The organism is Marinomonas sp., from assembly GCF_039940335.1.
Classification (GTDB): Bacteria; Pseudomonadota; Gammaproteobacteria; order Pseudomonadales; family Marinomonadaceae; genus Marinomonas.
The window spans coordinates 60,370-85,079 of sequence record NZ_JBDVGW010000016.1; the positions used below are offsets into that span (position 1 = coordinate 60,370).

Genomic DNA, 24,710 nt, shown 5'->3' on the forward strand with positions numbered 1-24,710 from the left:
TCTTAACCTCTATTCTAATTCTGACGGTAATTGGTAATTAAAGTGTTCATACGCTCGTTTCGTCACTTGACGACCTCGAGGTGTTCTCATAACAAAGCCCTGCTGTATTAAAAAAGGCTCTATGACATCTTCGATGGTATCTTTATCTTCTCCTAGGGCAGCCGAAACACTGTCTAAGCCTACTGGGCGGCCATCGAATTTCTCTATCATAGTCAATAACATACGACGGTCAAGGTGATCAAAACCTTGACTATCTACACTTAACATATCTAATGCCCGCTGAGCAACTGCTTGCCCTACTAGGTCGACATTTTTCACCTGCGCAACATCTCGCACACGTCTTAATAATCGATTGGCAATCCTGGGTGTACCTCGGGATCGTCTGGCAACCTCAAAGCTTCCAGAGTGGTCTAGGTTCATGCCCATTTTTTTTGCTGAGCGTGCCACGATGGTGGTCAAAGACTCAACATCATAAAACTCTAAGCGTTGCACAATGCCAAAACGATCACGCAAAGGTGACGTTAATAGCCCCGCTCTTGTCGTAGCTCCGACCAATGTAAAGGGAGGGAGTTCAATTTTAATTGATCGAGCCGCTGGCCCTTCACCTATCATAATATCCAGTTGATAGTCTTCCATGGCTGGATATAACACTTCTTCAATCGCTGGACTCAGTCGGTGTATTTCATCAATAAATAAAATATCCCCTTCCCCCAGGTTGGTGAGCAAGGCCGCAAGATCCCCCGCTCGCTCCAACACAGGGCCAGAAGTGGTTTTCACTTCGGCGCCCATTTCATTACCAATAATATTGGCCAAAGTGGTTTTACCCAAGCCTGGCGGTCCAAATATTAAAGTGTGATCCAATGGCTCATCTCGCTGGCGTGCCGCTTGGATAAAAATTTCCATTTGCTCGCGCACAACAGGTTGACCAATATATTCCGCTAGCGCCTGAGGCCTTATAGCTCTATCGACCTGCCGATCATTTCCTTTAAGTTCTGCTGAGATAATTCGATCATGATCTATCATAAAGTTACCTTAACATGCCCTTCAGCGCGGCCCGAATTACCTCTTCGCTGCTGGCGCCATCTACTGGTACGCTCGCCACGGCTTTGGCCGCTTCTTGAGGCTTATAGCCCAATGAAATAAGCGCTGCTTCGGCCTCTTGTCGAGGATCTGCTTGAACCTGACGCAATACAGCCGGCGCCGTAAATAAGTCTTTCTTAGCCGCTTGGCCGAGCTTATCTCGCAATTCAATAATTAAGCGCTCTGCGGTTTTTTTACCGACACCTGGGATTTTAGTCAGAGCCGTCACATCCGAATCTTGGACATTTGCAACCAGCTCCTCGGAAGACATACTTGATAGTACGGCAAGTGCCATTTTTGGGCCAATACCGTTAACTTTAATCAGCACACGAAATAACGCCCGCTCCCCCTTATCACTAAAACCATAAAGGGTCTGGGAATCTTCTTTTACTTGAAAATGTGTGTATAAAACCACTTCACCACCCACAGGTGGCAGGTCATAAATAGTTGTCATAGAGGCACTTAGTTCATAACCAATGCCGGCTACATCCACTAATAATTCTGGAGGGGATTTTTCAATAAGAGTTCCAACAATTCTACCTATCACAAGGCCTTCCTTACATCTTGTTCAGACCAGCGTTTAGAACTGCGACCAGCACGTTTACCAACGCCATATTCTAAACCACCTGACGTACGTGTGTTTGCATGACAAAGGGCAATCGCCAAGGCATCGGCGGCATCCGCTTGGGGTGTGGAAGACAAACCAAGCAATAATGTCACCATGGACTGTACTTGGCTTTTATCGGCATTACCATTACCCACTACGGATTGCTTCACACGCCGAGCTGCATATTCATTTACCTGTAAACCTTGCATAGCGGCGGCTACGATAGCTGCCCCCCTTGCTTGCCCAAGTTTCAAGGCAGAATTGGCATTCTTAGCCAGAAAAACTTCTTCAATAGCAAACTCATCTGGTTGATGTTTTTCTAATAAAGTACTAACACCTATGAAAATTGCTTTGAGGCGAACCGACAGCTCACCCTCTGGTAAACGAATGCAGCCACTGTCTACATACTGATTCTTACCTTTGTCTACATCAATAATGGCAAAGCCGGTTACCCGAGAGCCTGGATCAATTGCCAATATTCTTGTCTTACTCACAAATAATAATCCATTAACCTAATTACTGTATATTTCAACAGCCCTGAGCAAACTATGCAACGTCAAAACGTAAAAAGGCCGCATTAAAGCGGCCTTTTACAGATATTTTTCAATCTGTTAACAATTTCAACGCCTGCAAAGCTAGGTCGTTTACAAATTGTAATTACTCAACAACGGGTTTACGAACACGAATGCTAAGTTCTTTAAGTTGCTTCTCACTCACTTCACCCGGTGCTTGTGTTAACAAACAAGTTGCACTCTGAGTTTTAGGGAAAGCGATAACGTCACGGATAGACTGAGAACCAGTCATTAGCATCACTAGACGATCCAAACCAAATGCCAAACCGCCGTGTGGTGGCGCACCGAATTTCAGTGCATCTAATAGGAAGCCAAATTTTTCTTCCTGCTCTTCTTCACTGATGTTAAGAAGCTCGAATACTGTTTCCTGCATTGAAGATTGGTGGATACGAATAGAGCCGCCACCTAATTCTGTACCATTCAATACCATGTCATAGGCTTGTGAAAGCGCTGTTAATGGATTGGCTTTCAGCTCTTCTGGAGAGCATGAAGGCGCAGTGAATGGGTGGTGGATAGCAGTGATGCCGCCGTCAGACGTTTCTTCAAACATTGGGAAATCTACAACCCAAAGTGGCGCCCACTCGCATGTGTAAAGATCAAGATCTTCACCCACTTTGCAACGTAAGGCCCCTAATGCTTCGTTTACTACTTTCGCACTATCGGAACCGAAGAAGATTAAGTCGCCATCTTCTGCACCTACGCGCTCCAATAGAGCGGCACGTACTTCAACAGGAAGGAACTTAACAATCGGAGACTGCAAACCTTCTTCTAGGTTAGATTTGTCATTAACCTTGATATAAGCCAAACCTTTGGCACCGTAAATACCAACAAACTTTGTGTATTCATCAATTTGCTTACGAGTTAATGAGCTACCACCTGGTACTTTAAGGGCTGCAACACGACCCTTAGGGTCCGCCGCTGGACCAGAGAAGACTTTAAAATCAACGCCTAGCATTAAGTCAGAAACGGTTTGTATCGTCAGTGGAATACGTAGATCAGGCTTGTCACTACCGTAGCTTTCCATTGCTTCTGAGTAAGGCATACGAGGGAAACTTCCAAGATCGACGTTCAATAGCTCTTTAAACAAGCCAACGATCATCTCTTCCGTCATGCCCATGATTTGCTCTTCGCTCATGAAGGATGTTTCGATGTCTACCTGAGTGAATTCTGGTTGACGATCGGCACGCAAATCTTCATCACGGAAACATTTGGCAATTTGGTAATAACGGTCAAAGCCAGATACCATCAATAATTGTTTGAACAGCTGTGGCGACTGAGGCAATGCGAAGAAACTGCCTTGTTGGGTACGACTAGGCACCAAGTAATCACGAGCGCCTTCAGGCGTTGCACGTGTCAAAATTGGTGTTTCAATATCAAGGAAACCATTGTCATCAAGGTAACTACGTAACACTGACGTTACCTTAGAGCGGAAGCGCATTTTTTGTTGCACTTCAGGACGACGTAAATCTATAAAACGATTCTTAAGACGAATGTCTTCACCAACGGCTTGGTGTTCGTCAAGCTGGAATGGAGGTGTTTGAGCGGCGTTTAGAATTTCTAAACTCGTGCCTAGCACTTCAATTTCACCAGTTGCCATATTTGGGTTTACAGTTCCCTCAGGGCGAGCACGAACCAAACCAGTTAATTTAATCACGTATTCATTACGCACACTGTCAGCTAGTGCGAAGCTATCAGCACGATCTGGGTCAAATACTACTTGAGTAATACCTTCACGATCGCGTACATCTAAAAAGATAACACCACCATGATCTCGACGACGATGAACCCAACCACAAAGGGTTATTTCTTGTGAAACGTTTGAAGCATTAAGCTCGCCGCAATAATGACTGCGCATAATTTGTATCCTATTACTGTCTTCGTAAGAGTGATGTGTTCTTGCTACCTAGGATTTAGCTGGTTTTCTTCTAGAAAACCATGTTAATTATCAACAAAATCCTAGGCTCTAAATTTTTTAGGCACAGCATTATATGCGAACACGCTGCTCGTCACTAGAGCAAGACGAAAAATTGTCTTGCTCTCACTGATTATCAAGCAATATATTCCACACAAAAGCTTACCTTTTGGCCGCTCACGGGCAACTCAACCTCACTGTCTAAGCTTTTATGCCATATTGCTCTGGCAACAGGACTAGATGGAGAAATAATCAGCACCTTTTTATCTCCAATATTAATTGATAAACCGCCCGCAATGGGGGCAATAAAAAGATGCTTTTCTAAACCTAAATCAGGGTTCAGCAAAGACACTAACGCCCCAAGTTTAATCTCATCGTCACTTCCAAAAGAGTCAGGCTGCCATTTTGTAAAGGCTAAATATTCTTGCTGACACTCTAGCAATCGTTGTGATTGACCGTGAGCCAAGTAAGAAGCCTCTAGGCCAAATGTATCGTATTTATTTTCCGCGACTGACTCACTGTTGGTTGCGGCTTCATAAGCCTGTTTAGCGGCAAGTTGAGCTGTATTATTGCGCTCAGCCAGAACCTTAAGAACCTCTTCGTACACTTGTGACTTATCAATCATCTTGGCTTGCTTCGTAGTGCTATTCACTATGGAATCCTGTTTTTACTCATCTTATGCAATAAAAGCTAGGGTAACACTTGTTGCATCCAATTTTGCAAACAAGATGGTTTCTCATTTGCGTACAGGCATTTAGTTGACAGTATCAACAACACCTGATAATTTATGATAATCATTAACATTTGAGAAGCGCATGAACACACCATTGTCCGACCCAATACTAAAACTTATTCACGGCTATCGGCGACAATTACAGCAAGCAACCATAGATGCTCAATTAAACCTTCCCGCTAGTTATATACGAATTTTTAAATGTGTTAATGGCATTGAGTTTTGTACTGTTCAGCTGATTAGCAATCGCCTAGATAGAGACAAAGCCCAGATCACTCGAGTAATCAGTGAGCTTGCTCAAAAAGGCTTAATTAAAAAGCATAAAAACCCTAATGATCAGCGCAGCCAGATACTTACCTTAAGTTCTGAAGGCAAAGAGGTGTTTAAACGCTTTAGGGAGCTCGAACTGAAAAGCCAGGAAAAACTTGCCTATGGCCTAACACCTGCAGAGATTGAGTCTTTCAAGAACATTGCTGAAAAAATGATTAACAACTTAAATGAATTATAACCTTGTTATCCCCACTACGGAGCCCAGATATGAGCGCACCAAAAATTAGAGAGCTTGTTGTCACCCATCAGGAATTTATTACCCCTAATATGATCAGAGTAACCTTAGGGGGCGCTGAGATTTCTAGCATTCCAGACAAACATGAAGGCGGCTATGTAAAACTTATTTTCCCCAAGGCTGATGGTCGTGACATGCGCACCTATACCATTAGACATCAGCGCGTGAATGAAATCGATTTAGACTTTGTTGCTCACCATGACGGCGGACCTGCTAGTAGCTGGGCGATGAATGCAAAGCTTGGTGATACCATTCTTGTTGGAGGTCCCGGTCCAGCTAAATTACCTAGCTCAACTGCTGACTGGCATATTTTTACTGGCGACATGACTGCCCTACCCGCTATTAGTGTTAATTTAGAAAGCCTTGCAGACGATGCTAAAGGCTACGCTGTGATTGAAGTTATGTCCGAACAAGACATTCAATCCATTAAATCTCCTGCAGGGGTGGAAGTTAAGTGGGTAATCAACCCCAACCCTGGTGTAGACAGTGAATTCCTATACAATCACGTAAAAGATTTACCTTGGCTAGAGGGCGAAGCTGCTGCATGGGCGGCCTGCGAGTTTAGCTCAATGAAGGTATTGCGCCAGTATTTCAAAGTTGAAAAAGCTATCAGCAAAGAAAACCTATACCTCTCAAGCTACTGGAAGTTAGGGATTAATGAAGAAGAGCATAAAGTCGTCAAACGCCAAGACGCTGAAGCCATCAGCTAATCGGTAAACTCTTCAACAAAAAAAAGGCCAGTTTAGAAAACTAAACTGGCCTTTTTTAAAGCTTGAATCAATTATAAGCGAACGCTTTCGATCACTCGCTCAACCACTTCATCAATAGCCACTTCACTGATAGCAGAATCGGCAATGTTAGTATCACCTACTAACAAAGTCACACCTGTACTGCGAACAAGGTGGGCTTGTTCTTGTGTTGCATCTGCTTTCGCCAGTGCCACAATACCTTGCTTAAGCAATAATCGCTCAAGGGCATTCGCTTTTTCAAAGACTTCCGAAGCCAATGCGATGACAGCAGGTTTTTGACCTAAGCGTGCCGCGCGGTCTTCAGCGCTTACTGAACCTTCTTCATCTAAATCAGCAACCGCTTCTTCAACCATACCCGCACCAACGGTTACATTGGTTAATCTGTCGATGATAATCAATGCGCCCGTTAGTCGAACTTGTTGATACTCATCAAATGCTACAGGAGCATCCAGCTGAATAACGCAATCACCTATGCCATTAAGCTCTAGCTCTGTGATGGGCGCTTTTTCCAAGGTGTTGACATCAATCCTATGGTTAAAGTGATGCACTTTACCCGGCACAGTTTGCGTACCTAATTTAAAGTCATACAGCTTACCTGGCACCAATGGTTGCTCAGCCATCCAAACCACGGAAGAACGCAAAGTTGACGCGATCAACGGCTGATGACTTGGGTGGGCAAGCATATCGCCACGACTGATATCAATTTCGTCTTCTAGGGTAATAGTAACGGCTTGCCCAACATGGGCAGAGGCTAGATTTCCATCGTAAGTTACGATCTCAGCCACTTTGGACTTTTTACCAGAAGGCAAGGCAACCACTTCATCACCTGGGCTAACAACACCCGATGCGATAGTGCCTGAGAAACCACGGAAATCTAGGTTAGGACGGTTTACATACTGCACAGGCAGACGGAAAGCACTTTGCTTCACATCACGATTAATTTGTACAGATTCAAGGATTGCCATAAGGGGCTGCCCTTTGTACCAAGGAGTACTCTCAGAAGCGTTTACCACGTTGTCGCCCTGCAAAGCAGACATAGGCACAAAGTGAATATCTTCCGCTTTACGATCGCCAAGTTGCTCAACAAAGTTCAAGTAGTCTTCACGAATTTCATTGAACTTATCTTCAGAGAAATCCAATAAATCCATTTTGTTGACCGCTACAACAATGTGCTTAATACCAAGCAATGCTGCAATGTAACTGTGACGACGAGTCTGAGTTTGCACACCGTAACGAGCATCTATCAGGATAATAGCAAGGTCACAAGTAGAAGCACCTGTGGCCATGTTGCGAGTATATTGCTCATGTCCAGGAGTATCGGCAATGATGAACTTACGCTTTTCCGTTGAGAAATAGCGGTAGGCGACATCAATGGTAATACCCTGTTCGCGCTCAGCTTGCAGGCCATCGACCAACAAGGCCAAATCCACCTCTTCACCTTGTGTACCGGATTTTTTACTATCGCGTTTTACTGCATCTAAATGATCTTCATAGATCAGCTTAGAGTCGTGCAGCAAACGACCAATTAAGGTACTTTTACCATCGTCCACATTACCGCAGGTAAGAAGACGCAGCAGATCTTTTTCTTCATGTTGTTTTAGATAGCCAAGGATATCTTGGCTGATCAATTCTGACTGGTGAGACATTCTTCTTTACTCCAAACTTAGAAATAACCTTGCTTTTTCTTCTCTTCCATTGACCCTGATGAATCATGATCAATCATGCGACCTTGACGCTCAGAACTCTTCGTCAATAGCATTTCTTGAATGATTTCTGGTAAGGAAGCTGCTTCAGATTCAACCGCACCCGTCAGTGGGTAACAGCCAAGTGTACGGAAACGTACAGACTTCATCTGCGGTGTCTCACCGTTCAATGGCATGCGTTCATCATCAACCATTATCAAGGTTCCATCGCGCTCAACTACTGGACGCTCTTTGGAGAAGTAAAGCGGTACAATTGGGATGCTTTCTAAGTATATATATTGCCAGATATCTAACTCGGTCCAGTTAGATAATGGGAAAACACGAATACTTTCGCCTTTGTTAACTTTACCGTTATAGATGTTCCACAATTCAGGACGCTGATTTTTAGGGTCCCAGCGATGCTGTTTATCACGGAAAGAATACACACGCTCCTTGGCACGCGATTTCTCTTCGTCACGACGAGCGCCACCAAAAGCTGCATCAAAACCGTATTTATCTAAAGCTTGCTTTAAGCCTTGAGTTTTCATCACATCAGTATGCTTGGAACTACCGTGAGTGAAAGGACCGATGCCTTGATCAATACCTTCTTGGTTTTTATGAACGATTAGCTCTAAACCAAGTTTGGCGACCAATTCATCACGAAAGGAAATCATCTCTTTAAATTTCCAATCTGTGTCCACATGCATCAGTGGAAAGGGTAATTTACCTGGGTAGAAAGCTTTCATTGCTAGATGAAGCATCACCGCAGAGTCTTTACCAATAGAATAAAGCATAACCGGATTGTCAAATTCGGCCGCTACTTCACGGATAATATGAATACTTTCCGCTTCGAGTTGTTTTAAGTGAGTCAGTCTTGCCTCGTTCATAATTCCCCATCTCTTTTTAAAGGCTTAGGCAGTTTTATTTACTATAACATGCCTATTGGTTATAAAAACCACCCCGATTAAACTTTTATTGCATAAGGATATTAACTTATGTCGCGCAATAAAAAGTGATTTATATGTGCTGCTAAGCATCACTCATAAAAAAAGGGCCGACATAATCGACCCCTTCGTTCGCTAAGCGTTTGGGATTAATTCTCAGCATCTAAACGTTGTTGCAGTAAAAATTCGTTTGCTTGCTGACGCAAACGGATGAGCTCTGCATTAACTTGTTTACGAAACGCATCGCTTGAGTCAATGGCTTCTTGGTGCTTAGTTAACTGGCTGGTAATTGCTGTCAGCTCAGTCGTATTTGACTCCACAGGTGTGGATTCAATTTTATCTAACTGGGTTTTAAGGCTCGCCAATTCTTGCGCGACTTGCTCAAGGCTAAGGGTTTGCGCTTCAACCTTACCCGTCAAGGCTGCCATACCCTGTTCATTTCTTTCAACTGTTTGAGACTGGCTTTCGACGCTGGATTTTAAATCCGTCAGTTCGACTTTAACGCCGTTAAACTCTTCTTCTACCTTCGCAACTGCCGGTAGGAGTTTGTTGTAACCTTCCTCAACATCATTAAAAGCATCAGCTTGAATGGCAATACGCTTAGATTGTGTTGATAGACTGTCACGCGTGGCCGCCAGTTTACTGTCTAGCGCTTTAATCGCCGCAAGGTTGTCTGCAATCGCACCACGGTTACGGTCATACGCTACAGCCCATAATTTACGAATTTCGCTATCATGGGTTTTAAGTGTTTCTTCTAGTGTTTCACCTTGCTTATTTGCCGAAACATCAGCCGCTAATAATTGATGATCTAGATTTTGAATTTCGCTTTTTGCGCCATATAATTCATTGCGCAATTGAGTGTTCTGTTGCCATAACCAAAATGCAGCGCCACCAGACGCCCCAAGTATTAAAAGCAATAAGAAGTAAACGCCGGCTAAACTTGTTTTTTGAGGTTTTGCTGTTGCCTGTACAGGTTTTGCAGGCGCTGGATTTAATCGACGCTTAGGGGCAGGAGTCGTTGCACCAGCCGGCCTTCTTTCACTAACTTCATCTTGATCCAAGACTAGGCTTGGGATCTCAACATCATCATCTCTATGCATGGAACTTTACATCATCCCTTTGGTTAAATTAAGGTGAACTTGGTCACACAGATTACTTAAAGAATATTATCTTAATAAGTTCAATGCTATCATATAAGCACCAATAACTGCTTGATAACAAGCATTTTTCGTTAAATATAAGCAAGGAGAAAAGAAATGTCTTTTGAATTACCAGCTCTTCCTTATGCTAAAGACGCACTAGAGCCACACATGTCTGTAGAGACATTGGAATTCCACCATGGCAAGCACCATAACACTTATGTTGTTAAACTAAATGGTCTAGTTCCTGGCACTGAATTCGAAAACAAATCATTGGAAGAAATCATAGCTAGCGCCCCTGCTGGCCCTGTTTTCAACAATGCTGCACAGATCTGGAACCATACTTTCTTCTGGAATAGCTTAAGCCCTAATGGTGGCGGTGAACCTACTGGCGCATTGGCAGATGCGATCAATTCAACTTGGGGTTCTTTCGCTGCGTTTCAAGAAGCTTTCAACGATAAAGCGGTTAACAACTTTGGTTCTAGCTGGACTTGGTTGGTTAAAAACGCTGACGGTTCTTTGGAAATTGTTAACACTAGCAATGCCGGCACCCCAGCGACTAATAGCCAAACTGCTTTAATCACTGTAGATCTTTGGGAACACGCCTACTACATTGATTACCGCAATGTACGCCCTGATTACCTTAAAGGTTTTTGGGCGCTAGCTAACTGGGAATTTGCTGCAGCAAATTTCGCAGCCTAAGCTAAAAAAGACCAGTCAAAAAGAACGCAGCCAATTGGCTGCGTTTTTTTGTGCACCTTGATGGCAAAACACTACTCAGCTTGTGCCGCTAATTTACTCTGAATGAACTCTGAGTGAGACAAAAATAAAAGCTCGCTTATACGACGAATTCGATGATCTTCATAGGCATCTAAATCCCCATCCGCCAAAGCCACCAGCCACAACCCTTTCAGTAAGTTAATCTTTTCATCTAATGACGCTTGGGCGTTGATGACCTTGGTAAACTGATACAGATCATTAGCATCTTCCACCCCTTGTTTGGCATGCTCAAACAACACATCAATATCTTCCCCCAAATTTGTCACGTCATTTAGTAACGCCTTTACCTGCTTTTCTTCTTCTTCCGTGATTTTATGATCCGCCAACATCACTTCCATTAAAAGGGCGGCCACAGCACGATGATAACTAATGCCTTCTTGCTGCTCGGCAGGCGGGGTAAAAAGTTTTTTCAGTACTTGTAACATATATTCTCCAGAGTCTGCCTACAGTTTTGATCGAATAGCGGCAACTAATGCGTTGGGAAACTGCCGATAATCTAAATAAGGACACCATATTGTGCGATCTTGATTAACATAGGCAATTTGTTTTTCACCTAGCTTTTGAGCGTTTTTAGATACCGGTATTTCAGCGCGAAAAAGGTTACCCACCACAAACAGAGTGTATTCTTCATTTTCAATCTGCTTAAGCTGGTCTAACGAGAACACTAAAGCACAGTGATCAAACAAGTGTGCATCACGATAACGCCGCCAATCAAGCTCATCCGTTGCAATGAGTTTCGCCATGATGGTCACTATTTTACGCCAGTGATTTCCATTGTCTTCAATCAAATGCGCAACATTGGGACAATCGACCCAACCATGATCGGGCGCATCTCTTAATAAAGGGGGGTTAGGCAATAAAAACACATAGTTTAAACTTGCCCTAGGCCCTAACCACATTTCGTTTAGCAAAATGGTATCTCATATTGTTTTACACATTGAAATGTTCGGTTTACCTGCGTTAAGAGGCAAGTTAATCCGAAGATTTTATTTACTTGTGTGCCGTAAGATCAAGGCAATCAAATTTAATTCCCTAATTTAGCTAAAGAATACATTCGCCCTTACAAACAACTGACAATCATGGATAGTTTAGTGACTATATGACTTTTACTGATAAAATGATTCTTACTGCATTTATGTAAACGGAGGTCATAGTGTCACCATTTTTGTCTCAATTAAACATCTACCCGATTAAATCTATTCAAGGTATTTCTCTACCCTCGGCTAAAGTGGCATTAAGTGGCTTAGTCAACGACAGGCATTATATGTTAATTGACACTGAAGGTGTTGCTGTTACTGCCCGAGATTACCCGCAACTCTCTCTTGTTCAAGCAGAGCAACTGGCTGAACAGCACTGGCAACTCAGCCACCCTAGTATGTCAGAAAACCTCCTGATCAATGGACAGACTTTTTCTAACCTGACGCTTGAATGTAAAATTTGGGACCACCAAGTCATAGGCCACCATTGCAGTACAGAAATAGATCAATGGTTTAACAGCATCCTTCACATTGAAGTTAAGCTGGTCTATTTTGGCTCTAGTTCTCATCGCTTCACCAATAGGAAACCTGACACTCCTGTTGAGTTTGCCGATGGCTATCCTTTTTTATTGACGACAAATGCCTCCTTAGCGGAAGTTAATAGGTTTGCTGCAGAAGAGATCAATATGGCTCAATTTAGGCCAAATATTGTGGTTGATAGTAATGAAGCCTTTGCAGAAGATACATGGAAACGGATTAAAATTGGCGAGGTGATTTTCGAGAATGTTAAGCCATGCGAGCGCTGTATCTTCACGACACTAAACCCGCAAACAGCAGAGCGTAGTCGAAAAGGCGAACCACTGAAAACCTTGGCTAAATTTCGGCTTTCAGCAAATAAAACCATAGATTTCGGCATTAATTTGGTCGCTGAAAACAGCGGTATAATAAATGTTGGCGACAGTATAGAGGTTCTTGAATACCAAGCAGCACCAAGCTATTTAGATAGGCGCAAAAAGTAAAATGCAGAAGCAAAAAAGGAAGCCAAATAGGCTTCCTTTTTTATGAGAAAAATTTTCATCTCAAAAATAATAGAATTAAGCTTCTTGCTTAGCGAGATACTCATCATAGGTGCCGTGAAAATCAACAATACCTTGAGCAGTCACTTCCACAATACGTGTTGCTAATGAAGATACAAACTCACGGTCATGACTGACAAAAATAAGGGTGCCAGGGTAATGCTCTAACGCCAAGTTCAATGACTCGATAGATTCCATATCCATGTGGTTAGTCGGTTCATCCATTACCAAAACGTTTGGCTGTTGCAACATCAACTTACCGAACAACATGCGACCTTGTTCACCACCCGACAGAACCTTCACCGATTTCTTGATGTCGTTCTGGGAAAATAGCAAGCGACCTAGAGTGCCGCGGATTACCTGCTCATCATCCCCTTCTTGCCCCCATTGGCCCATCCACTCAATAAGATCGACATCCTTTTCAAATTCATGGGCGTGGTCTTGTGCGTAATAGCCAATATTTGAATTTTCTGACCACTTCACTTCACCTTTAGTTAGTTCAGTATCACCCACTAAACATTTAAGCAGTGTGGTTTTACCAATACCATTGGGTCCGATTACGGCAATGCGTTCACCTACCTCAACCATCATATTCAGGCCACTGAACAATTCTTCATCATAGGATTTTGCCAAATTCTCAATTTGAACCGCCTGACGATGAAGCTTCTTTTCTTGCTCGAAGCGAATAAAAGGGTTTTGGCGGCTAGAAGGTTTCACTTCTTCTAACTGTATTTTATCAATCTGCTTGGCTCGTGAAGTGGCTTGTTTAGATTTGGACGCATTGGCTGAGAATCGACTCACAAAAGACTTCAATTCATTAATTTGCGCTTTCTTCTTAGCATTATCCGCTAACAGTCTTTCTCTAGATTGCGTGGCAGCTGTCATGTATTCATCATAGTTACCAGAGAACAAACGTAACTCACCGTAATCCAAGTCCGCCATATTGGTACAAACCGAGTTAAGGAAGTGACGGTCGTGGGAGATGATAATCATGGTACAGTTGCGCTCAACCAAAACACCTTCCAACCAACGGATAGTATTAATGTCCAAGTTGTTGGTCGGCTCATCAAGTAACAGGATATCAGGATCTGAGAACAATGCTTGGGCCAGCAATACACGTAATTTAAGACCTGGTGCCACTTCGCTCATTAAGCCATAATGCTGTTCTGTTGGAATACCAACGCCGAGTAACAACTCTCCGGCACGAGCATCTGCTGTGTAACCATCCATCTCAGCAAATTCTGCTTCTAGATCACCGGCACGCAGACCATCTTCTTCACTCATTTCTGGGTTGGCGTAGATAGCATCCTTTTCAGACTTAATTGCCCACAACTCAGTGTGACCCATAATAACTGTATCGATCACAGAAAATGTTTCATAAGCAAATTGATCCTGCTTCAACTTACCTAAGCGTTCGTTAGGGTCTTTCGATACATTACCAGCGCTGGGCTCTAAATCACCCCCAAGGATTTTCATGAAGGTGGACTTACCACAGCCATTGGCGCCGATTAAACCGTAACGCTTGCCTTCAGCAAACTTAACAGAAACATTTTCAAATAAAGGTTTGGCACCAAATTGCATGGTGATATTGGCAGTAATTAACAAAGCATTCTTCCGTTTAACATAATGAGTGGTTAGCTTGATCAACAAGCCATATAGATTGGCACTATTATCGCATAGTTTTCACACAGCACTAACCTAGAAAAGAGATAAACTGACGAAATACACAAGTTTTCAAAACCATACAGAGAAACCCTATAAGAAAACAAAACTTTGTAAAAATAATCTGATATTTTGTAAGTTGAGTCCTACAATAAAATTAATATAAATAAATATTATGCCATCAGACTTCCTAATAATGGCTTCTACCTCCTGCGGTTTAAGGAGTACCTATGAATGTAATTGAAAAAGTAGAGCTCGATTCAAGCCTAACCATTGAGCAGTTAAAAAAAGGTTCGGTGTTTGGCGCCCTAAGCGATGATGCTATCAACTATCTGTTAGAAAATGGCGTCCTATATCAAGCCAGTCAGCATGATGTTATTTTTCGGCACGGCGAGAAAGGCGATAATTTTTTTATCATCCTAAAAGGCAAGGTTAACTATTTTAAACAACACAACAACCAAACGGCTTTTACCCGTGAAATCGGTTTTGGCGAGGCCATGGGGTTTGTCTCCATGATAGCTTTACACGACAGAGTGGGAAAAGGTGTTGCCATTGAAGACGGGATATTGTTGGAAGTAAACAGTCAATTGTTTAGTGATTTTCATGACCACCACTCTTTTGACTTTGGGATTTTATTACTCAACCTTTCAAGAGAAATGGCGAGAACAATTCGTTCTCTAGGTAATACGATTGTGAAAAAGGAAAATACTAGAGCTCTATAATTTTGAGTAGCTGGGCAATCGAGCGATTACCCAGCCGTCAGTTATTTCTCTGCAGCCACCACAGAAACTTCAACCAAAAGTTCAGCTCGTGCCATACGAGCTTCAACACAAGCACGGGCAGGTGCCGCACCAGCTGGCACCCATGCATCCCAGATTTCGTTCATAGCAGAGAAATCTTTCATATCACGGATGTAAATTGTAGCGGAAAGGATATGAGATTTGTCTGAACCAGCTTGCTCAAGTAGCGTTTCAACCTTATCAAGCATCGTTTTCGTTTGCTCTTGAACACCTGCAGAGGCATCAGCTGCCACTTGGCCACACAGATAAATTGTACCGTTGTGCTTAACAATACGGCTCATACGTTGACCTACTTCCATACGCTCAATCGTCATCTTCTCATCACCCTTTTTGATCTATTAAAAAAACAATTCTAACAAGCCATTATTAGAATTTAGCACTGTATTGCAAGCAAACGTAGAAACTTAATTCTGTATTTTATTAAAACTCTAGACCTTTCTGCGCCTTAATGCCTATTTTAAAAGCATGTTTCACTTCTTTTACTTCACTAACCGTATCCGCCAATGCGATCAACGCATCACTAGCCCCTCTACCTGTCACCACCAAATGCTGATTTTCAGGGCGAGCCATTAATGCCGCTAGCACATCATCTTCATTAAGATACTCATAATGGAGCAAATACGTGAGTTCATCTAGAACAACCAAATCAACACTAGCATCTTGTAACATTCTAGCGGCCATTTGCCACGCCTGTTGAGAAGATTCAATATCAGCCTCACGGTTTTGGGTTTCCCAAGTAAAACCTGAAGGCATGATTTGCCACTCAACACCTGGCTGAGTACGGAAAAAATCTATCTCGCCAGTATTCCAATCACCTTTCAAGAACTGCACGACTCCCACCTTAAGATTGTGTCCTAACGCTCGTGCAACCATACCTAGAGCGGAACTGGATTTGCCTTTACCATTACCTGTTAATAGTACAAAGGTACCTTTATCTTCTTGGGCGTTAGCAATGCGTTTATCCACATGATTTTTAATGGCCTGCATGCGCTTTTGGTGCAGATTTGGATCTTTAATGGTTTTTGCCACGGTTATTACCTTACATTTAGGTGCATAAAAAAGGCGTCTATAAAGACGCCTTTTAGTATTTTCTAGATTCGATCGTCTTCTGGATCATAACCTAGGTTTGGTGCTAGCCAACGCTCAGCATCGTCTTTCGACATGCCCTTACGTTCAGCGTAACTATCGACTTGATCAGGGCCGATTTTGCCAACACCAAAATAGCCGGCATCAGGATGGGCAAAGTACCAGCCGCTAACTGCAGCGGTTGGCAACATTGCAAAGCTTTCCGTAATTTCCATATCAATATTATCTTTCACATCCAACAACGACCAAAGTTTGGCTTTTTCGGTATGATCTGGGCAAGCTGGATAACCCGGAGCTGGACGCATACCCTGATATTTTTCCTTAATTAATTCCGCATTGGATAGGGACTCATCTGCCGCATACCCCCAGATCTCTTTACGGACTTTTTCATGCAGATATTCAGCTGTCGCTTCGGCTAGGCGATCGGCTACCGCTTTAATCATAATGGAGTTGTAATCATCATGATCTGCTTCGTACTTTTCGACCAACGGATCAATACCAAAACCTGCGGCACAAGCAAATGCCCCCATGTAATCTGGAATATTAGCCGTTTTAGGCGCAACAAAATCCGCTAAACACTGGTTATATTTCCCCGGTGCCGTGAGTTCGTTTTGAATACGCAAGAAAGACAAGGTTTCAATGACTTCTTCACGAGTGTCATCCTTGTATAACTCTATGTCGTCATCATTCACCTGATTGGCAGGGAATAAACCCACTACTGCACGTGCTTGCAAGCTTGCTTGACTGATTACCTCTTCTAACATAACTAATGCATCTTGATAAACCCGAGTAGCTTCTACACCGACGACTTCATCAGTGAGTATGCGAGGGTAGGCACCGGCCAATTCCCATGTTTGGAAGAAAGGTGTCCAATCAATGTAGCTCTTTACTTCCTCAAGAGAAATATCCTTCTCTGTCAGTACGGTAACCCCTAATTGCTTAGGCACACTGATACCTTGGGTGAAGTCTACTGGCGTTTTGTTGGCTCTTGCTTTTTCTAAGGAAACACGACGACCGGCTTTCGCTCTGTCTTTATAGCGAATTCGTGTTTTTTCGTAATCAGATTTAATGTCGTCCACAAACGCCTGACGACGATCCGCATCTTTTGATAATAACGCGCTAGCAACCCCAACACTTCGTGAAGCATTGGTAACATGAACAACTTGATTGCGTTTGTAGTTTTGCTCAATTTTAACGGCGGTATGCGCTTTAGAAGTAGTCGCCCCACCAATAAGTACAGGTAGGTCAAAGCCTTGACGTTCCATTTCTTTCGCCACATGAACCATCTCATCCAACGAAGGCGTAATAAGTCCGGACAGTCCAATCATGTCTGCACCCTCTTCTTTTGCTGTGCGGAGGATTTTTTCAGCTGGTACCATGACACCTAGGTCAATGACTTCAAAGTTATTACACTGTAATACAACACCAACGATATTCTTACCGATGTCGTGTACATCCCCTTTTACGGTCGCCATCACAATCTTGCCATTACTGGATGAAGCCGTATCGAGATTGCGAGCTTTTTCTTCCTCAATAAACGGCATCAGATAAGCAACCGCTTTCTTCATGACGCGAGCTGACTTTACCACTTGAGGAAGGAACATCTTACCGGAACCAAAAAGATCACCAACAATGCCCATACCATCCATTAACGGCCCTTCAATGACTTGCAAAGGACGATCGTGAGACAAACGCGCTTCTTCAGTGTCTTCATCAATGAACTCAGTAATGCCTTTCACTAAAGCGTGGCTTAAACGCTCATTGACAGGTAAAGCACGCCATTCTTGGGTTTCTTTTTCGACAACCTCTCCCGTTCCAGCAAACTCACCGGCAATAGCCAACAAATTATCCGTCGCATCAGGTGTACGGTTTAGTACCGCATCCTCTACTGCATCACGTAACTTAACAGGGATGTCTTCATAAAGTGCCAATTGGCCAGCGTTCACTATGCCCATGGTCATACCTTGCTTTATGGCATGGTATAAGAACACCGCGTGAATCGCTTCCCGAACAGGATTGTTTCCCCTAAAGGAGAAAGAGACGTTGGATACGCCACCTGACACTTTCGCATAAGGCAGCTCACGAGCAATGTCACCCGTCGCCTCGATAAAATCCAATGCGTAACGGTTATGCTCTTCGATACCCGTAGCAATGGCGAAAATGTTTGGATCAAAAATTATGTCTTCTGGTGGGAAGCCAACTACATCAACAAGCAAATGATAAGATCGACGGCAAATCTCTATCTTACGTTCACGGGTGTCGGCCTGGCCCACTTCATCGAAGGCCATTACGATCACCGCAGCACCATACTTCATTAATGTACGAGCTTGTTCGATGAACTTATCTTCACCTTCTTTCATGCTGATCGAGTTAACAACCCCTTTACCTTGCAGCCATTTGAGACCTGCTTCTAAAATTTCCCATTTAGACGAATCCAACATAATAGGCACACGAGAAATATCCGGCTCTGAAGCGATCAGTTTCAAAAAGCGCTCCATGGCCGCTTGAGAGTCCAGCATGCCCTCATCCATGTTGATGTCTATTATTTGTGCGCCATTTTCTACTTGCTGACGAGCGACATCCAGTGCTGTATCAAAATCCCCTTCTTTAATAAGACGCTTGAACATAGCAGAACCAGTTACGTTAGTTCGCTCACCAACGTTAACAAACAGGCTATTACCATCAATATTAAAGGGCTCTAAACCTGATAAACGACAGGCTTTTTTAACTTCAGGGATCGTCCGAGGCGTGGCTTCGGCGAAAGCTTCAGCAAAGGTTTGAATATGGCTTGGGTCAGTACCACAACAGCCACCCACGATGTTTAAGAAGCCAGCGTCAACCCACTCTTGAATCTCTTCAAGCATTTCTTCTGGGCTTTCATCGTATTCACCAAAGGCATTTGGCAAGCCCGCATTTGGGTGTGCGGACACATGGGTATCAGCAATACGTGAAAGTTCTTCTACATATTGTCTTAAATCTTTAGGCCCTAAAGCACAGTTAAGGCCTACAGAAAGTGGCTTAGCGTGTGAAATAGAGTTCCAGAAAGCTTCAGTTGTTTGACCAGAGAGAGTTCGACCCGACGCATCGGTAATAGTCCCTGAAATCATGATCGGGTAACGGACACCGGTTTTTTCGAAATAATCCAGCACCGCATAGATAGCCGCTTTTGCATTTAGGGTGTCAAAAATGGTTTCGATCAAGATGAGGTCTACGCCCCCCTTAATCAAACCATCCACGGCAATGGTGTAAGCCGCCACCAGTTCATCGAAGTGAACATTACGATAGCCTGGATCATTTACATCTGGAGAAATACTACAAGTACGACTGGTAGGCCCAACGGCACCCGCAACAAATCTTGGCTTGCTAGGGTTTTGAGCCGTGAACTCATCCGCCGCTTCACGAGCGAGGCGTGCCGATTCAAAATTCAGCTCATAACTTAGCGCTTCCATATGATAATCCAGCATGGAAATATCATTGGCGTTGAAGGTATTGGTTTCTATGATATCCGCACCAGCCCCTAAGTAACTGCTGTAAATATCTTTAATGATTTTTGGTTGAGTTAAAGACAGTAGATCGTTATTACCCTTCAAATCACTTTGCCAATCCGCAAAGCGTTCACCACGATAATCGGCCTCTTCGAGCTTGTAGTCCTGAATCATGGTACCCATAGCACCATCTAGGATCAGAACATTTTCAGCTAAGCGTTTTTCTATAATCGAATACGAATCGGACTTTACCACTGTCACTACCTCAAAAAATAATATGCAGCGTAACTATACCTAAAAGCGCATAAAAAAGTGTTGAAAATTAGTAATGTGAAAGTGAATGATCTAATCAAAAAAGGCCAAAAATAGCGAGACGCTACCTTCGGCCTTACAAAGACTCGCTAAGCAGATTAATTTTTACGTTTATTGATCCGGCCAACTAGGAAGCCACCCAGCAATCCAGCCAATATGGCTGCGGCCCAATAGCCGTATTTATCTAATAGGTTATCGTTAGTCAGTGCCAAACTGCGACTTTCATTCAAGACCTGTCGCCTGACCTTTTGATTTTGATAACTCATTTGCTGGTTTACCAATAAATGTAGGCTGGCCTCAGGTTTTTCATTCAACCCCGATAAACGCCAACGCCACTGTAACTTACCGTCTTGCACCACTGAGTCGACACTGGCAGAGCTGATTAAGTTGATGGCACTGTCGGTAATGAGTTGAGCCGTATAGGTTTGGCCTGACACGCCGCCCTCCACTTGGGTGGCGACCACCACTTCAAAGGTATTGTGCAACACCATTTCATTGGGCAATTGCCATTGTAGGGGCGTTAATTTAGCGTTTAACTGGGCATCAAAAGCATCCATGGCCGCAACCAAAGAGATGCTTTCGTTTTGTTGAGTCTGCAACGCTTGTTCGACCATTTTCAAGTGTTCAGCAAGTTCTGTCAGTTCCGTTTGACTCGTGGCAAGGCGCTGATTCGCTTCGATAAGCTCCTCTTGCAATGCTAGCTGAGCTTGAGACAACTGATCACGTTGCTCCCCAAGTGCTTGCAGCCTCTCACTGGCCGCCTGTTCATTTTCATTTAGCTCTGTATTGACCAGTTGCAGTTCGTTTTCATACGCAATGATGGCGCGTTCTAAATCTTTCGTATGACGAGTTAATGCATCCAATTGTTTGCTAAGAGTCGATTCACGCAACTGACTTTGCTCTAGCTGAAGCGATAACTCATTTTCTGTTTGAGTGGAAGTCTGTACAGGCGATTCGCTCACTGATGGCTGCTCGGACGCTTGCACTTGTAACGTATCATTCTTAGCTGCAATCAAGCCGGAATTATTGCTTGCTTTGAGGATTTTTATTTCGTCCCACAAAAGCTGGTGCTGGGCTCGTGCATCCGATAACGCACCGCCTAACGTTAAATTTTCGGCTTGTAGTTCCGTTAACCTTTCTTGGTTATGCTGATTTTCAGCCTGCAAATTTGCATACTTTCTTTCTAACAGAGAGTTCTCAGTCAATAAGGTCTGGTATTTTTGCCCTAGTGCATAATGGGCGGAATCTAAGGTTTGAAAGTTCTTATTTAACGCAAGAAACTCTGTTTTTGAATCGGGTGCAATAAGGCTTTGATCGGCTTGTTGGTCTATTGGCGGAACAGCCGTTACTATGCTTTGAGTTTTTTCTTGCTCTAATGCGGCAATACGTTCAACGAGCGAGGCATTCTCAACTTTTAACTGAGCATACTCAGCCTCTAACTCAAGCCTACGACCCTTCTCCTGCTCTAGCTCTGCTAAGGTTTCAGCATTTATGTTGGCTTTTTCGAGCGCCGCAATCCGCTGATCTTTTTCATCTAAAGCTTTGTGCAGTTCAGTGAGTTGTGCCGTGTTGTCATTGAGTTGCTGCTCTAACTGGGCAATTTCTTGATTCTTGCTCTGAAGCGCAGAATTTAGGTCGGAAAGTGTTTCAGATTGGATCTGACTAGATTCCAAGCTCGCGGTTGAACCCACACCAGTTTGCTGTTGGGAGGAATTTGTAGAACAGGCTGTCGCCAATAGACCTAAAGCAAAAGGAATTAACGCTGCCGTACACTTGTTCATTATTCACTCCCAAATAAACGTAAGTTCTACAATAAGTTATCTCTTATGCCAGATTTCTGTAAAGATTGCAAAAAACCTCAGGTAAGGAGAAAAGCAATACCCTAATTTATCAGGGTATTGCTTAAGGTTTATTTATAGCAAACTTTTAGAGATCACCTCATAAACATCTTTAGACAGTTCTTCGGCCATAATGCGTTCGAGCTGAGCTTTCATTTTGCTTGATAATTCTGGCTGCATTTTTTTCCAACGGGTCAGCGGTGTACACAAGCGAGAAGCGATCTGTGGGTTACGCTTATTCAAGACAATGATTTGATCGGCAAGAAAGGTATAACCACTGCCATCAAGGTTGTGAAAACCTGAAACACTTTGCCCAAAACCACCCAATACCGAACGTACTTTATTCGGGTTTTTAAGATCGAAGGCTGGATGATTCATTAAGCCGGTCACGACGCCTAAAGCATCAGGACGTTCTTGGCTTGCACTTAACATCAACCATTTGTTTACCACTAATGGCTCATTTTGCCACTGCTGATAGAAAGTATCCATGAAGGTATCCGCCTGCGGATGAGAATTTTGAACCGCAATAGACAGGGCTGCGAATTGATCTGTCATGTTATTGGCGTTACTAAATTGCTCTGCTACAGCGACCAAAGCTTGCTCATCCGCGGTTTCTAACCAGTAAGACAGCGCGGTATTTTTCAAACTACGACGAGCAATCTCGGTAGCGGTTGCTTCATAGGCAACCTGAGCATTCAACGACTGGTAAGTCTTCTTTAATTCATCTTTAAGACTGTTCGCTAATAACGCTTTTAAATGGGCGCGGGCTTGTTTGATCTCAGCCGGATAAATGCTGGTTGCTAATTCAGACAAGTAAGCTTGACTTGGTAACGCTAAAATTAACGCGACCATAGCAGGGTCTAGGGTTTCATCACTAAGAAGTCGTTTGAAACCTTTTGCGAGTTGAGAGTCAATTGACAGCTCTACCCCATTCTTTGCCTGCTCAATAAGTTGCGTGAGTTCATTGACTGCCAACTGCTGCGCACTACTCCAACGGTTAAAGCCATCAGAATCAGCTGACATTAGCGTGAGTAAACTTTCACTGCTGTAGTCATAACGCAATTTAACGGGTGCTGAGAAACCTCGATATAAAGAAGGCACTGGGCACTCACTGACACCTGTAAATTCAAATACTTGGCTACCCTGAGTGAAGTCTAAAACATGCTCAACAGACGCTTTACCTTGATAGCTAGCTTCCAACTCATTTCCACTTTCATCCAATAAGCCGACTCTTACCGGCATATGCAAAGGCAGTTTGGTTGGTTGATTTGGCGTCTCAGGGGTTTCTTGCGCTAAAGTGAGGCGGTAGATACCTTGTTCAGCATCGTATTCGTCCTTAGCAGTGACCACAGGTGTGCCGGCCTGAGAATACCAGCGTGAGAAATGGCTCAAATCTACGCCAGAAGCGTCTTCCATCGCTGCAATAAAATCGTCACAGGTAACCGCTTGCCCATCATGTCGTTCGAAGTATAGATCCGAGCCCTGGCGGAACTTCTCTTCACCCAATAAGGTATGTATCATGCGCACAATTTCAGCGCCTTTTTCATACACGGTTAGCGTATAGAAGTTGGAAATCTCAATGAAAGAAGAAGGTCTAACCGGATGGGCCATTGGACCTGCATCTTCGGCAAATTGAGCCGTTTTCAGAAAGGAAACGTCTTCAACACGCTTAACCGTTTCTGAATGCATGTCCGCAGAAAAGGTCTGATCACGAAATACTGTAAAGCCTTCTTTTAAACTCAGTTGAAACCAATCACGACAAGTGACACGGTTTCCTGACCAGTTATGAAAATATTCGTGAGCCACAATGGCTTCTACGCGTAAATACGCATCGTCTGTGGTTGTCTCTGGGCTAGCTAGCAAACAAGAGGAGTTAAATATGTTTAAGCCCTTGTTTTCCATGGCGCCCATATTAAAGTCATCTACAGCCACTATCATAAAAATGTCTAAATCATATTCACGACCATAGACTTCTTCGTCCCAACGCATGGAGCGTTTTAAGGCCTCCATGGCATAATCAACCTTGTCGATATTATGAGATTCAGTGAATATCTGCAGCACCACCTTGCGACCACTCATGGTCACGAAATGGTCATCTTTGACTGCCAAATCACCCGCCACTAGGGCAAACAAATAGGCAGGTTTAGGAAAAGGGTCTTGCCAAACAACAAAGGCCTTGCCTTCATCCGTCATGCCTCGTTCAAGCTCATTACCATTAGACAACATGACAGGATAACGTTTGCTGTCTGCGATGATAGTGGTCGTGAAAACCGACATCACATCTGGGCGATCTAAATAATAGGTAATATGGCGAAAACCTTCAGCTTCACACTGGGTGCAAAACATCGAAGAGGAGCGGTACAAGCCTTCTAAGCGTGTGTTGTTCTGCGGTTCAATGAGAGTTTCACACGTCAGCAAAAATTCATCGGCGGTCGCGGTAATAATGAGTTTATCACCGATTAAGCGATACTCTTCAGGGGGTAGCTGATAATCATCCATGGCCACAGCTACGAGTTTTACATCCGGTCCGCCATCTAGAATTAGCGGCTCTGTGGATTTACCACGAGCCGGGTTACGGCGCATGTGTAAGCGTGAGGTGACAACTGTCGTGGTTTCATCAAGATCGAAAGTAAGTTCTGTTTTATCAATCAAAAATGGAGGAACTTGGTAGTCTTTTAAGTATATCGCTGAAGGTTGACTCTCTTTCATGG

At 43.5% G+C, this 24,710-nt stretch carries 21 protein-coding genes; 5 read left to right on the forward strand and 16 right to left on the reverse strand.

The window, feature by feature from the left end; translation table 11 throughout:
- Nucleotides 1-9: 9 nt before the first annotated feature.
- The 5 genes from ruvB to ABJF92_RS15400 all read right to left on the reverse strand — a co-directional run bounded on the left by ruvB (nucleotide 10) and on the right by ABJF92_RS15400 (nucleotide 4,823).
- A complete protein-coding gene (gene ruvB, locus ABJF92_RS15380; RefSeq protein WP_446816654.1) occupies nucleotides 10-1,023 on the reverse strand; it encodes a Holliday junction branch migration DNA helicase RuvB in 1,014 nt (337 codons plus the stop codon).
- Nucleotides 1,024-1,027: 4 nt separating this feature from the next.
- A complete protein-coding gene (gene ruvA, locus ABJF92_RS15385) occupies nucleotides 1,028-1,627 on the reverse strand; it encodes a Holliday junction branch migration protein RuvA (protein WP_446816655.1) in 600 nt (199 codons plus the stop codon).
- Nucleotides 1,624-2,181, reverse strand: coding sequence for a crossover junction endodeoxyribonuclease RuvC (gene ruvC / locus ABJF92_RS15390; protein WP_446816656.1), 558 nt, complete (start codon nucleotides 2,179-2,181; stop codon nucleotides 1,624-1,626). The genes ruvA and ruvC overlap by 4 nt, the downstream gene beginning before the upstream one ends.
- A 163-nt stretch (nucleotides 2,182-2,344) precedes the next feature.
- Complete coding sequence (aspS, locus tag ABJF92_RS15395) at nucleotides 2,345-4,114, reverse strand: aspartate--tRNA ligase (protein ID WP_446816657.1); 1,770 nt, start codon at nucleotides 4,112-4,114, stop codon at nucleotides 2,345-2,347.
- Nucleotides 4,115-4,307: 193 nt separating this feature from the next.
- Complete coding sequence (locus ABJF92_RS15400; RefSeq protein ID WP_446816658.1) at nucleotides 4,308-4,823, reverse strand: transcription elongation factor GreAB; 516 nt, start codon at nucleotides 4,821-4,823, stop codon at nucleotides 4,308-4,310.
- Between the two features lie 163 nt (nucleotides 4,824-4,986).
- Between ABJF92_RS15400 and ABJF92_RS15405 the strand changes: the two genes are divergently transcribed.
- Nucleotides 4,987-5,412 (forward strand): MarR family winged helix-turn-helix transcriptional regulator, encoded by a 426-nt coding sequence (locus tag ABJF92_RS15405; protein ID WP_446816659.1) that lies wholly within the window; start codon nucleotides 4,987-4,989, stop codon nucleotides 5,410-5,412.
- A gap of 29 nt (nucleotides 5,413-5,441) precedes the next feature.
- Nucleotides 5,442-6,179: a siderophore-interacting protein gene (locus ABJF92_RS15410; RefSeq protein WP_446816660.1), complete on the forward strand. Its 738-nt coding sequence runs from the start codon at nucleotides 5,442-5,444 to the stop codon at nucleotides 6,177-6,179.
- A 71-nt stretch (nucleotides 6,180-6,250) separates the two neighbouring features.
- Here the strand turns inward: ABJF92_RS15410 and cysN are convergent, their stop codons facing one another.
- From cysN to ABJF92_RS15425, 3 genes are all read right to left on the reverse strand, one after another.
- Complete coding sequence (cysN, locus tag ABJF92_RS15415; protein WP_446816661.1) at nucleotides 6,251-7,864, reverse strand: sulfate adenylyltransferase subunit CysN; 1,614 nt, start codon at nucleotides 7,862-7,864, stop codon at nucleotides 6,251-6,253.
- 17 nt (nucleotides 7,865-7,881) lie between these two features.
- On the reverse strand, nucleotides 7,882-8,787 hold the full coding sequence (cysD, locus tag ABJF92_RS15420) for a sulfate adenylyltransferase subunit CysD (RefSeq protein WP_445977188.1): 906 nt from the start codon (nucleotides 8,785-8,787) through the stop codon (nucleotides 7,882-7,884).
- A 206-nt stretch (nucleotides 8,788-8,993) separates the two neighbouring features.
- On the reverse strand, nucleotides 8,994-9,944 hold the full coding sequence (locus tag ABJF92_RS15425) for a hypothetical protein (protein ID WP_446816662.1): 951 nt from the start codon (nucleotides 9,942-9,944) through the stop codon (nucleotides 8,994-8,996).
- A 156-nt stretch (nucleotides 9,945-10,100) separates the two neighbouring features.
- Here ABJF92_RS15425 and ABJF92_RS15430 point away from each other — a divergent pair, with 156 nt between their 5' ends.
- A complete protein-coding gene (locus ABJF92_RS15430; protein ID WP_446816663.1) occupies nucleotides 10,101-10,685 on the forward strand; it encodes a superoxide dismutase in 585 nt (194 codons plus the stop codon).
- Between the two features lie 71 nt (nucleotides 10,686-10,756).
- Here the strand turns inward: ABJF92_RS15430 and ABJF92_RS15435 are convergent, their stop codons facing one another.
- Both ABJF92_RS15435 and ABJF92_RS15440 read right to left on the reverse strand, forming a co-directional pair.
- Nucleotides 10,757-11,188, reverse strand: coding sequence for a tellurite resistance TerB family protein (locus ABJF92_RS15435; protein ID WP_446816664.1), 432 nt, complete (start codon nucleotides 11,186-11,188; stop codon nucleotides 10,757-10,759).
- A gap of 18 nt (nucleotides 11,189-11,206) precedes the next feature.
- Nucleotides 11,207-11,674 (reverse strand): DUF6942 family protein, encoded by a 468-nt coding sequence (locus tag ABJF92_RS15440; protein ID WP_446816665.1) that lies wholly within the window; start codon nucleotides 11,672-11,674, stop codon nucleotides 11,207-11,209.
- A gap of 242 nt (nucleotides 11,675-11,916) precedes the next feature.
- Between ABJF92_RS15440 and ABJF92_RS15445 the strand changes: the two genes are divergently transcribed.
- Entirely contained in the window at nucleotides 11,917-12,759 is an 843-nt protein-coding gene (locus ABJF92_RS15445; protein WP_446816666.1) for an MOSC domain-containing protein, read from the forward strand.
- Between the two features lie 75 nt (nucleotides 12,760-12,834).
- Here the strand turns inward: ABJF92_RS15445 and ABJF92_RS15450 are convergent, their stop codons facing one another.
- Entirely contained in the window at nucleotides 12,835-14,421 is a 1,587-nt protein-coding gene (locus ABJF92_RS15450; protein WP_446816667.1) for an ABC-F family ATPase, read from the reverse strand.
- Nucleotides 14,422-14,708: 287 nt separating this feature from the next.
- On the opposite strand from ABJF92_RS15450, the gene ABJF92_RS15455 reads away from it, so the two are divergent.
- Nucleotides 14,709-15,200, forward strand: coding sequence for a Crp/Fnr family transcriptional regulator (locus ABJF92_RS15455; protein ID WP_446816668.1), 492 nt, complete (start codon nucleotides 14,709-14,711; stop codon nucleotides 15,198-15,200).
- A gap of 41 nt (nucleotides 15,201-15,241) precedes the next feature.
- Here ABJF92_RS15455 and ABJF92_RS15460 read toward each other — a convergent pair whose 3' ends face one another.
- The 5 genes from ABJF92_RS15460 to pepN form a co-directional block, all read right to left on the reverse strand.
- Entirely contained in the window at nucleotides 15,242-15,592 is a 351-nt protein-coding gene (locus ABJF92_RS15460) for a RidA family protein (RefSeq protein WP_446816669.1), read from the reverse strand.
- A gap of 106 nt (nucleotides 15,593-15,698) precedes the next feature.
- The gene (cobO, locus tag ABJF92_RS15465; RefSeq protein WP_446816670.1) at nucleotides 15,699-16,307 is read right to left on the reverse strand and encodes a cob(I)yrinic acid a,c-diamide adenosyltransferase; all 609 of its coding nucleotides are present in this window, start codon (nucleotides 16,305-16,307) and stop codon (nucleotides 15,699-15,701) included.
- Nucleotides 16,308-16,369: 62 nt separating this feature from the next.
- The gene (metH, locus tag ABJF92_RS15470) at nucleotides 16,370-20,104 is read right to left on the reverse strand and encodes a methionine synthase (RefSeq protein ID WP_446816671.1); all 3,735 of its coding nucleotides are present in this window, start codon (nucleotides 20,102-20,104) and stop codon (nucleotides 16,370-16,372) included.
- 155 nt (nucleotides 20,105-20,259) lie between these two features.
- A complete protein-coding gene (locus ABJF92_RS15475) occupies nucleotides 20,260-21,942 on the reverse strand; it encodes a hypothetical protein (protein WP_446816672.1) in 1,683 nt (560 codons plus the stop codon).
- Nucleotides 21,943-22,074: 132 nt separating this feature from the next.
- Nucleotides 22,075-24,708: an aminopeptidase N gene (pepN, locus tag ABJF92_RS15480; RefSeq protein ID WP_446816673.1), complete on the reverse strand. Its 2,634-nt coding sequence runs from the start codon at nucleotides 24,706-24,708 to the stop codon at nucleotides 22,075-22,077.
- Nucleotides 24,709-24,710: the final 2 nt, after the last annotated feature.